We start from the raw sequence: 12,231 nt of genomic DNA, 5'->3' as shown, positions 1-12,231 counted from the left end.
GCCTGCGCCGCGGCGCCTGGCACGCACGCTCGCCGCGTTGTCGGGACCGTCCCAGTAAGCCCAGTCGGGCCCAGTAGGTCTGCCCAGTAGGCCCGTTACCCTACGACGAGGACGGCCCTCCGCCGTGCGGTCGCACGCACCGGACACCGCGAGCCCCGCGCTGCGGGCGGACGGGGCTCTTTGTCAGACAGGCCTTGGTGCCGCGTCGGCGCGTCGGCCGCGTCGGCCACATTGTCGGGGTGTGCCCCGTCGCGACCCCCGGCACGGCACCTCGCGGCGTTGCCGCACCGACCGGGCAGGCCCGCGACGGGGCCGGTCCGGCGCCCTGCGACGCACCGCACCGGACGCCGCTCCCTGACGGGCAAACTTCTGACCGACGCGGCACCAGGCCGGCCCCGGCGACCGGCGGGCCGACACTCGCCAGCGCCTCTTGGACAACCCCGATCCCGGGTAACGTCGTCTCACACAGCGGTGCCACAGACGGCGGTGCCACAGAGGGCCGAAGGGGTCAGGGGAAGCAGCAATGCCGGAGAAGCGCCACTGGAGCGCTGCCCTCGCCGACCGCCTGGCCGGACTGGCCGGGCAGATCGACGAGCGGCACGCCAAGGTCACCGCCCGCGACGCCGTGCAGCCGTCTGCGGAGCGATCGCAGGCCGGGCGACCGTCTGCGGAGCGACCGTCGGCCGCCGAACCCGCAGCCGCGGATCCGGCGGCCGACGCTCGTGTCTCCGCACCCGAGGCTCGCGGACCGGCCGCACCCCGCCGCTCCGTACCGGCTCAGCGCGTCCCCGTCATCGAACCGGTCGCCGCCGTGCCGTGGAGCATGCGGGTCGCCGCGGAGATCGGGTGGCGGCTGCTGGTCCTGGCCGGCACGGTGTGGGTACTGATGCGGGTGATCGGGGCGGTCCGGCTGGTGGTGCTGGCGTTCGTCGCCGCACTGCTCATCACCGCGCTGCTGCAACCGTTCGTGGCCCGCCTCAAGCGGCTCGGGGTGCCGAGGGGGCTGGCCACCGTGCTGGTCTGCGGCGGCGGCTTCGTCGTCATCGGCCTGGTCGGCTGGTTCGTGGTGTGGCAGGTGATGGACAACGTCGACAACCTGTCCAACAGCCTCCAGGACGGCATCACCGAGGGCAAGCAGTGGCTGCTCGACAGCCCCTTCCATGTCACCGACAACCAGATCAACCAGGTCGCCAACAACCTCAGCGACGCGCTCGGCTCCAACACCAAGGCGTTGACGGACGCCGGGCTGCAAGGCGTCACCTACATCGTGGAGTTGCTGACCGGACTGCTGCTGGCGATGTTCAGCACGCTGTTCCTGCTCTACGACGGGGCGAACATATGGAACTGGGCGCTGCGGCTCTTCCCCGAGGGCGCGAGGGGCGCGCTCGCCGGAGCCGGCCCGCGCGCCTGGCGCACCCTCACCCTCTACGTGCGGGGCACGGTGATCGTCGCCCTCATCGACGCCATCTTCATCGGCGTCGGCATCTACTTCCTCGGGGTGCCGATGGCGGTGCCGCTGGCCGTCGTCATCTTCCTCAGCTCGTTCGTGCCCCTGGTCGGCGCGGTCGCCTCCGGCGTCATCGCGGTGGTGGTCGGTCTGGTCACCGAGGGGCCGTTCACGGCGCTGATGGTGCTGGCCGTGGTGCTCGCGGTGCAGCAGATCGAGGGCCACATCCTCCAGCCGTTCATCCTCGGCCGCGCGGTGCAGGTCCACCCGCTCGCCGTCGTCCTCTCGGTGGCGGCCGGCTCGATGGTGGCCGGCATCGGCGGCGCGGTCGTCGCCGTACCCCTCGTCGCGGTCAGCAACACGGTTGTCAGCTATCTCCGGTCCTACGCCCGCGAATCCGCGATCTACGAGAATGTGCCGGGCTCCCTCGCGTCCGGCTCGGACCCGGCCCCGGTAGCGGCCCAGGATCCCGCTGCGGTCTCCGACCCGGCCCCCGCGTAGTGCCCCGCCCCCCGCCCGGGGCGCGGGGAACGGCGCGACCGGCCCCCACCGTCCCGCATCCCGGGAACGACCGGAACCGAGCCCGGCGGGCTCCGGCGCGCCGCCGGGGCCGCCACACGCCGTGGCTGTGCAGTTCCCCGCGCCCCCTCAGAAGGCTCTTCGCAGGGGCGACATGCAGCCCCGGGGCACGGAAATCTCACGTGTCCCGGGACTGCGTCCTTCGGCTCAGCCCGCCGTGACCGCCTCGGCGATCCGTTCACCGGGCTGCGCGTCGATCCGCCGCCAGCAGTCGAAGGCGCGCTCCAGCGCCGGGGCGCTCACCCGTCCTTGCGATGGCCGGCGACGTTGGAGACCGGCCGGCCGCGGGCCGCGTCGTCCAGGACCTCGCGGACCATCGTGCCGGGCGGCCCGAAGCCGTCGTCCTCGCGCTGCGGGGTGTACGCCCCGCGCACCGTCTCGCCCGCCGCCTGCCGGCCGGGGATGTCCCCGTACGCCTGCGGGAAGGCCGCCGGACCGCCGTAGGAGTTCGGCGCGGCCAAGCCGCGCGGGCCGCGCCCGCTGCCCGGGCTGCCCTGTTCGCCGGCCACGGTCGAGAAGCGGACCGGTATCCGCGTGCTGCGGCCGGGCTGGAAGAGGCCGGCCTCGGTGAACCGGCTGACGTCGTTGGCCACCTCGAACCGCCCGTACGCCCCGCTCGCCTTGGCGTGCGCCACCCGCTCAGGCACCCGCTCCCGGTTGAACCGGGCCATCCTCTCGGTCAGGCAGTGGTCCTGCGGCAGGATCGCGCCGGCCGGGCCCACGGTCAGCGAGTGCCCGTCGCTCTCCACCGGGATGTCCGCGCTGGTGGTCGTGTGCTGGAGGTTCGGCGTGCTCATCTGGTGTCCTCCCGTCCGGCGGCCGGAGGGCGCCGGGTATCGGGTGTCGCGTCACGTCGCAGTAGCTGTTACCCACGTTCCCACCGAACCCACGAGTCGGCACCCGGACTGCCCCCTCTGTCACTCTTTTGCCTCCGGGCGGGGTTCGCCGCTCGCCCGCCGATCCGCCGCCGGGTTCGCCGTGCGGCCATCGAGCCGTGGTGTCCTGCAGCGGCCTCCGGCCGCGGAGCGCGCCGGTGTCGAAGGAGCGCGCGCCGGTGTCGAGAAGGAGCGCGCGCAGTGAGCGAGGCACGAGCGAGCGAGCACGGTCGGCTGTCGACACCGGATTCAAGTGCCCGGAGGCGCGAGGGCGGCAGAAAATCAGCCGATGGGCAGCTCGAACCAGACCACCTTGCCCGCGCCCAGCCGGGTCGCGCCCCATCGCTGCGCCATCCGGTTGACCAGGTAGAGCCCCCGGCCGCCCTCCTCCTCGGGGGCGGCGTGCCGCATACGGGGGAGCAGCGGCGCGTCGTCGCCGACCTCGCAGCGCAGCACGTCGGTACGGAGCAGCCGCAGGGTGATCGGCCGTTCCGCGTACCGCACCGCGTTGGTGACGATCTCGCTGACCAGCAGCTCGGCCGCGTCCAGCTGCTCCTCCAGGTCCCAGCGGCGCAGCGCCTGGCGGACCAGGCGGCGGGCCCGGCCCGCGGTCTGCGCCTGCGGCTCCAGGAACCAGTACGCGACGTCGCTCGGCGCGATCCCGTCGAACCGGGCGGCCAGCAGCGCGATGTCGTCGTCCCGGTCGCCGGGGCCCAGGATCTCCAGCACCTCGTCGCAGAGCGGCTCCAGCGGCGGCGGGGAGACCACCGCCGCCGCGTCGTGCAGACGCTCGCGCAGCAGCTCGATGCCGCCCCACACGTCTCGGCTGCGGGACTCCACCAGGCCGTCGGTGTAGAGCAGCAGCGTCGCCCCGGCCGGGGCGGGCAGCTCCACCGCCTCGAACGGCACCCCGCCCACGCCGATCGGCGCGCCCGGCGGCACCCGCAGCACCTCGGCCAGTCCGTCCGCGTGCAGCAGTACTGGCGGCGGATGGCCGGCGTTGGCCACCACCAGGCGGTGCGCGATCGGGTCGTAGACCGCGTAGACGCAGGTCGCCATCCGGTCCTGGCCGAGCCGCTGGGCCTGCTCGTCCAGGTGGTACAGCACCTCCTGCGGCGCCAGGTCGAGTCCGGCGAGGGTCTGCACGGTGGTACGGAGCTGGCCCATGATCGCCGCGGACGTCATGGAGTGGCCCATCACGTCCCCGACCACCAGCGCCACCCGGCTGCCGGGCAGCGGGATCGCGTCGTACCAGTCGCCGCCGACCCGGGCGGACTCGGCGGCCGGCAGATAACGGCTGGCGAGCTGTACACCGGTCGGCTGCGGCAGGGAGTCGGGCAGCATCTCGCGCTGGAGCGCGTCGGCGATGTACGCCTCGCGCCCGTACAGCACGGCCTTGTCCACGCCGAGCGCGGTGTGCGTGGCGAGCTGTGCGGCCACCAGCAGGTCGTCGGCCTCGAACGGCGACCGCTCCGTGCGGCGCAGCAGCACCGCGGCGCCGATCACCCGCCGCCGGCCCCGAAGCGGCGCCAGCAGCGCGCGGCGGCCGGTCGGCAGCGGGCTCTCCGGGTAACCCAGCAGTTCCGCCAGCGCGTCGGCGGCCCGCGGCGACTCGGCGAAGACCGGCCGTACCCCGCGCAGCACCTCCGCCAGCGGCCCGTCCAGCAGCACCGAGATGGTCTCCGAGCCGTACGGCGCGTCCAGCGCGGGCAGCAGCGGGGCGGCGGCGCCCACCGGCGCGTCGTGGGGCTGGTCGGCCGGGCCGTCCAGTTCGCCGTCCGCCCGGCGCAGCCGCAGCCGCAGCGGCCCGGACGGCCGCTCGTCGCCCACCGGCAGCGGATCGCGCAGATACACCAGGATCGCGTCGGCGAACGCGGGCACGGCGGAGCGGCACAGGCCCAGCAGGATCTCGTCGAGATCGAGCCCGCGGGCGATCCGCCGGGTCGCGGCTCCCACATACCGCAGCCGGTCGGCCTCCGGCCCGGTCTGCACGGGCATCGGAATCCGCATTCCCACTGAATCCTCGTCCGCCGGATACCCGGCCGCCGCCCGCGGTGTCCCGCGCGGCGGCGTACTCACAAACGCCCCCAACGCCTCACTCCCGTCCCCCAATCGGGGCACCAACCCACTCCCCTGCGCCGGAGTCGGCGGCAACGGCCCCGTGTCTGCCGGCGCACCACTGTACGACTCTCCGGACGGCGCGGGCGGCGGTTCTGCCTCCGGCCCGGGACAAGGCCGGGCGGGGTCCGACGGATTCCCTGCTCCCTGCCCGGCCATGGGGTCACCATACGGTGTGCCCCGGGGCACGGTGGTGCCGCCGTCCGGGTCACCTGACTCGGCCATGGCCACGGGTCCGCCGGCCGTGGGGTCGTCGCCGAACTCGTCGTGCGGGCGCGGCCCGCCGGGCGCCCCCGTCCGCGGATCACCGGGTGCGGCCGGCACCGCGGGGTCCGGCTCCTCGACGTGCCCGTGGGAACAGGGCGCGCCCGCGGGCCCGTCGCCGGTGTGCGGGCGGGCCGGGCACGCCAGCCGCCCCGGACGCGCGTCCGGGGGGTTGGTGGCCAGGGTGAAGCCGCCGCGCGGGTCCGGCGGCGCGGGCGGTCGGGGCGGGTCCGTGGTCACGCGAGTCGTTCCATCCGTCTGTGCTCCGCCGCGGCCAGCGGCACGGCACGGCTCGGGCCTGGTCAGGTCAGGCGCGTCGGCAGTAGAGGAAGATCTGTTCCTCCGGCGGCACAGCGGTGCTCGCCGGCGCGTAGGCGTACGACTCCTCCTCGGTCACCTCGAAGCCGGCGTCCGTCACCACATGGCGCAGTTCGTCCCGTAGATAACCGGATACCCGGATCGTGTTACCGAGGAACGGAATCGGCGTGTCGTCAAGATCCGCCTCGACCATCGACAGCGCCAGCAGCCCGCCGGGCCGCAGCAGGTCCCGGATGGACCCCAGCGCGAACGGGATCTCCGCCTTCGGCAGCATCAGCAGCGAGAAGAAGGCCGCGGCCGCGTCGAAGCCGCCCGCCGCCAGTGGCCCGCCGTCGGCCAGGTCCGCGATGTCCGCCCGCAGGAACTCCGCCTCCGGCACGTTCTCCCGCGCCCTGGCCAGCATCCCCGAGGACAGGTCCACGCCGGTCACCCGCAACCCCGCGTCGGTGAGCTGACGGGCGGTCGGCGTTCCCGTACCGCAGCCGAGGTCCAGCACCCGCGAACCCGGGGCCAGCGAAGCCGTCAGCCAGGTGCCGGCCGCGAGCTGGCCCTCCTTGTGCGGGAACGCCTCGTCGTACCGGTCGCCGATGGCGTCGAACGCCTCCGCCTGCCCGGTACGGTCCCCTCGCCACCCCTTGGTACGGGGAGCTCCTACGCGCTCGTCACCGCCGGTTCCCACTGTTCACGGCCTCCCTGAGTGCTTCGGATCGGGACGCCGTCGGAGGGCGTCGCCTGTAACGTGGCGGGCTGTCATGCTCCGGACCGCCCCGGCCCTGTCCGGTGCGCCCCGACTGATCCGTGCCGGCTCTTCGCACTGGTCCGAGCCGGAGCGGCCGGCCGGGTTGCCACCGGTCCCGCCGCTGGAGCACACGTCGGACCGCGCCGGTCGTACAGGCCATGACGTGGCGTCAAACTCTAGGCTGCGTTGGGCAATCGCGCAGTGTTCCGGGGGACGATCCTACGGTTGGGGGTCCGGGACGCAACAAGGGGCTCGGTCGTATCAGGCGGTACGAGGGGGCGGCGGGTCGGCTGGCGGTCGGCTGGCGCGGCCGGTCGTGGTCTGCTCGGAAGGCCGTGGTCTGCTCGTACGGCCGCAGGCTGCTTCTACGGCCGCGGGCTGCTCGTACGGTCGGGCGGGCGCGGTCCGATCGGATGCCCGCGCCGGTCACCGCTGCTCAGCCGGCCGGCCGTACTCGGTCAGCCGGCCGGCCGGTCCCAGTCGGCCGGGAGCGCCGGTACCGGCCAGGACGGATCGGGCCGCCAGTCCTGCCAGTGGTCGCGGAACGGCGGTCCCCAGGACTGGATCACCTCCACCGCCCGTTGCCCCGCCTGCCTGACCCGGGCCGCGAGCGCCGCCGGCATCAGGCCGTCGGTCTGCGCCTGCGCGAACTCGTCCTCGTCCCGCCAGTACCAGCTGCGGTCCGGGTGCACCGAGATGTCCAGGAAGTGGTCCTCCGAGTCCACCCCGCCCGACCAGCGGCTCAGCGGCTCCTCCAGGTTCACGTACCAGCTACGGAACCGCCACCCCTGATCCCAGAACAGCCACACCGACCACGGCTCGCCCGGCCGCGCCAGCTTCAGCACCCCGGTACCCCACCACTCCTCCACACTCCGCACCCGGGGCTTCACGTACCTGCTGGCCAGCGGCTCGCGGTGGACCGGCGTACCGTCCGCCAGCACCGGCCGCACACACGGCGTCCCCGGGGCCATCCACACCGCCAGCAGCTCCGCGTCGTCCCGCACCACGGTCACCGGCCGGCAGATGTGCACCTGGTCCGTCCCGTTCCCGCGATACCGCCACAGCACCTGGTCCCCGGGCGCCCAGAACCCCTGCTCCGGCTCGCCCTGCCTGTGCTGCGGGAAATGCCCGTTGTTCCGCCCGCCCGGAATCGAGGTGTCGACGTCGGCTGTCATGAACAGAGCTTAAGGATCGTGTGTTACGGGCGGGTCATCCGCAACACGTCGAGTGCGTCGTCGAGTTGCTTTTCCGTCAGCAGGCCGCGCTCGACGTAGCCGCCCTCCATGACGGTCTGTCGGATGGTCTTCCGTTCGGCGAGGGACTTCTTGGCCACCTTGGCGGCCTCCTCGTAGCCGAGATAGCGGTTGAGGGGGGTGACGACGGAGGGGGAGGACTCGGCGTACTCACGGGCGCGGTCGGCGTCGGCCGTGACGCCGTCGATCGTGCGGTCGGCGAGCAGGCGGGTGACGTTGGCGAGCAGGCGTACGGACTCCAGGACGTTGCGGGCGATCACCGGCAGCATCACGTTGAGCTCGAAATTGCCCGACGCGCCCGCCACGGCGACGGTGGTGTCGTTTCCCATGACCTGGGCGGCGACCATCAGGACGGCTTCGGGGACCACCGGGTTGACCTTGCCGGGCATGATCGACGAGCCGGGCTGGAGGTCGGGGAGGCGGATCTCGGCGAGACCGGTACGGGGGCCCGAGGCCATCCACCGCAGGTCGTTGGCGATCTTGGTGAGGCCGACCGCGATCGTACGGAGCTGGCCGGAGAGCTCCACGACGCCGTCCCGGGCGCCCTGGGCCTCGAAGTGGTTGCGGGCCTCGGTCAGCGGCAGCCCGGTGGCCCTGGCGACCTCGGCGATCACCGCGGCCGGGAACCCCGGCGGCGTGTTGATGCCGGTGCCGACCGCGGTCCCGCCCAGCGGCAGTTCCGCCAGCCGGGGCAGCGACGCGCGCAGCCGCTCGACGCCGTACCGTACCTGCGCCGCGTACCCACCGAACTCCTGTCCGAGCGTCACCGGTGTGGCGTCCATCAGATGCGTGCGGCCCGACTTCACCACCGAGGCGAACTCCGCCGCCTTCGCCTCCAGGGATTCGGCCAGACGGGTGAGCGCCGGGATCAGGTCGCGGGTCACCGCGGCGGTGGCCGCGATGTGGAGCGAGGACGGGAAGACGTCATTGGACGACTGCGAGGCGTTGACGTGGTCGTTGGGGTGCACGTCGCGGCCGAGCCGTTCGGCGGCCAGGGTCGCGATCACCTCGTTCATGTTCATGTTCGACGAGGTGCCGGAGCCGGTCTGGAACACGTCCACCGGGAAGTGGTCGTCCCACTGCCCGGCCGCCACCTCCGCCGCGGCCTCCTGAACGGCCTCGGCCACGTCGTTGCCGAGCACCCCGAGCTCCGCGTTCACTTTGGCCGCCGCCGCCTTGATCCGCGCCAGCGCCTCGATGTGCGCCCGCTCCAGCCGCTGCCCGGAGACGGGGAAGTTCTCCACGGCACGCTGCGTCTGCGCCCGCCACTTGGCGTGCGCGGGCACCCGCACCTCGCCCATGGAGTCGTGCTCGATGCGGTACGCCCCGTCGTTCGTGGTCTCGCCCATACCTATGACAGTGCCCGCCCCGTGCCGATTGTTCCCCCGCGGAAAACCGCCGGGAGGCGGCGTTCCGCGGGGGCCAACCGCTGCCCGGACGGTGACGACGCGACGACGCCCCGTGTGCGTGCGGTTTCACTGGCGCGGGAGTCGGTCGGCACACCGGCTCCCACGCCCTGTGGATTGTTCCGGGAGCGGTCTCTAACCTGGACCTTGAATAGTCGCGTGCATGCCAAAAGGAAGGAGCTTCCATGCGCCTCGGTCGGCTCAGCTCGTTCGGTGCCGCCAGCGTGACCTTGATCATCACCATGCTGTTGTGCGTCCTCACCACCCAGGCCCCGGCACACGCCCTCCCGGCCTGGCCGTCGATCAGCCAGGGGGCCGGCGGCGCGGATACCACCACCGTGCAGTACTTGTTGCGCCAGCACGGGCACGGCATCCCGGCGGACGGCCAGTTCGGGCCCGTCACCACCTCGGCCGTGGTCAGCTTCCAGAGCAGCCGGGGGCTGGTCGCCGACGGTGTGGTCGGCCCGCAGACCTGGCCGTACCTGATCGTCCCGGTACAGCAAGGGTCGAGTGGGGAGGCGGTCAGAGCGGCTCAGACACAACTCAACAAGTACGGCTTCGGCTTGGGGGTGGACGGCAACTTCGGCTCGGTGACCAACAGCGCCGTGCGCTCCTTCCAGAGCTCGCACGGCCTCGCGGTCGACGGCTTGGTCGGCCCGCAGACGTGGCAGAGCCTGCTCGGTAGCAGCGGGGGCGGCAGCCCGTCCGGCCACGCGCTGCCGCTCGACCGCTCCGCCGTGCCTCGCTCCGCCTACGCGGCCCCCCACTGGAACTCCACCCCGGCCGTCGATCTCATCGTGAGCTACCTCCCCGCGTACGCCGTCAAGAGCGGCGTGGCACAGCACTACAGCAGCACGTCGTGCGGCACCGGCGTCCGGCTGCTCCAACCGGACGGCTCACGGTTCGTCTACTGCCACCTGTCGGCCCGTTCGACGGCCAACGGTGCCCAGGTGCCGGCCGGCACCCGGCTGGGCACGACGGGCGACACCGGCAACTCCGGTGCCCCGCACCTGCACATCGAGATCAGGACCAGTGACGGCCTCGCCAGGTGCCCGCAGAGCTATTTGCTGGCGATCTACGACGGTCTGCAGCCTCCGAGCCTGACCAGCCTGCCGACCAGCGGCTGCACGGCCGCCTGACCGCGGACCGGGCACGGATGCCGCCGCCGCGTCGACGCCCGGGTGCCGCCACGTCGGCAGACCACCGGGAAGCGGCGCGGCGGTGCTCCGGCCCGGATCCGGCGCCGGGCGTGTGGGGCCGCCTGGACAGCGCATCGGGCCCAGGTTGGGGATCACGTCCCTGACCTGGGCCTTCACTGGAGAGCGGACCCCGAAGACCGGACTCGCGCTCCGAGCTCGGTGGCAGCCCGCCGGAAGCCCCTGGCGACTCGCCCGGGGCTCCCCGCGGGCCGGTGCGGTCAGGCTCCCGGGCGGACCGGGATGGTGGTGAAGGTGGGGGAGGGCGCGGGGTCGGTGAAGAAGTCGTTGCCCTTGTCGTCGACGACGACGAACGCCGGGAAGTCCTCGACCTCGATCTTCCACACCGCTTCCATGCCCAGCTCCGCGTACTCCAGGACGTCGACCTTCTTGATGCAGTCCTGGGCGAGGCGGGCGGCGGGGCCGCCGATGGAGCCGAGGTAGAAGCCGCCGTGGGCGGCGCACGCGTCGGTGACCTGCTTGCTGCGGTTGCCCTTGGCGAGCATGACGAAGGAGCCGCCCGCCGCCTGGAACTGCTCGACGTAGGCGTCCATGCGGCCGGCCGTGGTGGGGCCGAAGGAGCCGGAGGCGTAGCCCTCGGGGGTCTTCGCCGGGCCCGCGTAGTAGACGGCGTGGTCCCGTAGGTAGCGCGGCATCTCCTCGCCCGCGTCCAGCCGCTCCTTGATCTTGGCGTGCGCGATGTCGCGGGCCACGACCAGCGGGCCGGACAGCGAGAGCCGGGTCTTCACGGGGTACTTGGTCAGCTCCGCGCGGATCCGTTCCATCGGCTGGTTGAGGTCGATCCGTACCACGTCGTCGTCGAGGCCCGCGGCGGAGCCGCCGTTGAGTACGGCGTCGGTGGTCTCCGGCAGGAACCGCGCCGGGTCGGTCTCCAACTGCTCCAGGAACACGCCCTCGGCGGTGATCTTCGCAAGCGCCTGGCGGTCGGCCGAGCAGGACACCGCGATCGCGACCGGGCAGGACGCGCCGTGCCGGGGGAGCCGCACCACGCGCACGTCGTGGCAGAAGTACTTGCCGCCGAACTGCGCGCCGATGCCGATCCGCTGGGTCAGCTCGAAGACCTTCTGCTCCAGATCCCTGTCCCGGAACCCGTGCCCGGTGGGCGATCCCTCGCCCGGCAGCGCGTCCAGGTAGTGCGCCGAGGCGTACTTCGCGGTCTTGAGCGCGAACTCCGCGCTGGTGCCGCCGACGACGATCGCGAGGTGGTACGGCGGGCAGGCGGCCGTACCGAGCGAGCGGATCTTCTCCTCCAGGAACCGCATCATGGACGCTTCGTTCAGTACGGCCTTGGTCTCCTGGTAGAGGAAGGACTTGTTGGCGCTGCCGCCGCCCTTGGCCATGAACAGGAACTTGTACGCGCCCCCGTCCGTCGCGTACAGCTCCACCTGCGCGGGCAGGTTGGAGCCGGTGTTCCTCTCCTCCCACATGGTCAGCGGGGCCATCTGGGAGTAGCGGAGGTTGAGTTGGGTGTACGCGTCGTAGATGCCGCGCGACAGCGCCTCCTCGTCACCGCCCCGGGTCAGCACGTGCTGGCCGCGCTTGCCCATGACGATGGCCGTGCCGGTGTCCTGGCACATCGGCAGTACGCCGGCCGCGGCGATGTTGGCGTTCTTCAGCAGGTCCAGCGCGACGAACCGGTCGTTGGGGCTGGCCTGCGGGTCGTCCAGGATGCGCCGCAACTGTGCCAGATGGGCGGGCCGCAGGTAGTGCGAGATGTCGTGCATCGCCTCCGCCGCGAGCCGCCGCAGCGCCTCCGGCTCCACCGTCAGGAAGGTGCGCCCGTCGGCCTCGAACGTGCTCACCCCTTCCGACGTGACCAGACGGTAGGGGGTCGGGTCCTCACCGAGAGGCAGCAGATCCGTATAGGCAAAGTCGGGCATGGCAGGCAATCCTCACTCGGCAGCGTCGACGCTGAAGCTCATCCAGCGTAGAGCGTCCCGTCCCGCCCGGGACGTGTGAGGTAGGGCTCACCTGGGGGTGGAACCTGCGGCCCGCGGGCCCCAGGTTCCGCGCTC

General features: G+C 72.7%; 7 protein-coding genes and 1 pseudogene. 2 read left to right on the top strand and 6 right to left on the bottom strand.

Annotated features, from left to right (window positions below; all coding sequences use genetic code 11):
- Positions 1-523 precede the first annotated feature (523 nt).
- Positions 524-1,948, top strand: coding sequence for an AI-2E family transporter (locus VIW71_RS06425; RefSeq protein WP_331621007.1), 1,425 nt, complete (start codon positions 524-526; stop codon positions 1,946-1,948).
- Between the two features lie 533 nt (positions 1,949-2,481).
- Here VIW71_RS06425 and VIW71_RS26520 read toward each other — a convergent pair.
- The 5 genes and pseudogenes from VIW71_RS26520 to VIW71_RS06400 form a co-directional block, all read right to left on the bottom strand.
- Positions 2,482-2,823: pseudogene (locus VIW71_RS26520) on the bottom strand (catalase); the annotation flags it as partial.
- A 360-nt stretch (positions 2,824-3,183) separates the two neighbouring features.
- Positions 3,184-4,899: an ATP-binding SpoIIE family protein phosphatase gene (locus VIW71_RS06415; RefSeq protein WP_331621006.1), complete on the bottom strand. Its 1,716-nt coding sequence runs from the start codon at positions 4,897-4,899 to the stop codon at positions 3,184-3,186.
- A 691-nt stretch (positions 4,900-5,590) separates the two neighbouring features.
- Positions 5,591-6,280 (bottom strand): class I SAM-dependent DNA methyltransferase, encoded by a 690-nt coding sequence (locus VIW71_RS06410; protein ID WP_331621005.1) that lies wholly within the window; start codon positions 6,278-6,280, stop codon positions 5,591-5,593.
- 518 nt (positions 6,281-6,798) lie between these two features.
- Positions 6,799-7,515, bottom strand: coding sequence for a cytidylyl-2-hydroxypropylphosphonate hydrolase (fomD, locus tag VIW71_RS06405; RefSeq protein ID WP_331621004.1), 717 nt, complete (start codon positions 7,513-7,515; stop codon positions 6,799-6,801).
- A gap of 23 nt (positions 7,516-7,538) precedes the next feature.
- On the bottom strand, positions 7,539-8,942 hold the full coding sequence (locus VIW71_RS06400; RefSeq protein WP_331621003.1) for a class II fumarate hydratase: 1,404 nt from the start codon (positions 8,940-8,942) through the stop codon (positions 7,539-7,541).
- Between the two features lie 242 nt (positions 8,943-9,184).
- On the opposite strand from VIW71_RS06400, the gene VIW71_RS06395 reads away from it, so the two are divergent.
- Entirely contained in the window at positions 9,185-10,138 is a 954-nt protein-coding gene (locus VIW71_RS06395; protein ID WP_331621002.1) for a peptidoglycan-binding protein, read from the top strand.
- A 278-nt stretch (positions 10,139-10,416) separates the two neighbouring features.
- On the opposite strand, the gene VIW71_RS06390 is transcribed toward VIW71_RS06395, so the two are convergent.
- Complete coding sequence (locus VIW71_RS06390) at positions 10,417-12,096, bottom strand: fumarate hydratase (protein WP_331621001.1); 1,680 nt, start codon at positions 12,094-12,096, stop codon at positions 10,417-10,419.
- Positions 12,097-12,231: the final 135 nt, after the last annotated feature.

This window comes from Streptomyces sp., from assembly GCF_036524955.1.
Taxonomy (GTDB): domain Bacteria; phylum Actinomycetota; class Actinomycetes; order Streptomycetales; family Streptomycetaceae; genus Actinacidiphila.
This window is presented reverse-complemented; position numbering and strand designations above follow the sequence as displayed.

Bases quoted from the DNA above. Each gene is read 5' to 3' on its own strand.
- VIW71_RS06425 (WP_331621007.1), top strand. From the start codon at position 524: ATGCCGGAGAAGCGCCACTGGAGCGCTGCCCTCGCCGACCGCCTGGCC.
- VIW71_RS06415 (WP_331621006.1), bottom strand. From the start codon at position 4,899: ATGCCCGTGCAGACCGGGCCGGAGGCCGACCGGCTGCGGTATGTGGGA.
- fomD (WP_331621004.1), bottom strand. From the start codon at position 7,515: ATGACAGCCGACGTCGACACCTCGATTCCGGGCGGGCGGAACAACGGG.
- VIW71_RS06400 (WP_331621003.1), bottom strand. From the start codon at position 8,942: ATGGGCGAGACCACGAACGACGGGGCGTACCGCATCGAGCACGACTCC.
- VIW71_RS06395 (WP_331621002.1), top strand. From the start codon at position 9,185: ATGCGCCTCGGTCGGCTCAGCTCGTTCGGTGCCGCCAGCGTGACCTTG.
- VIW71_RS06390 (WP_331621001.1), bottom strand. From the start codon at position 12,096: ATGCCCGACTTTGCCTATACGGATCTGCTGCCTCTCGGTGAGGACCCG.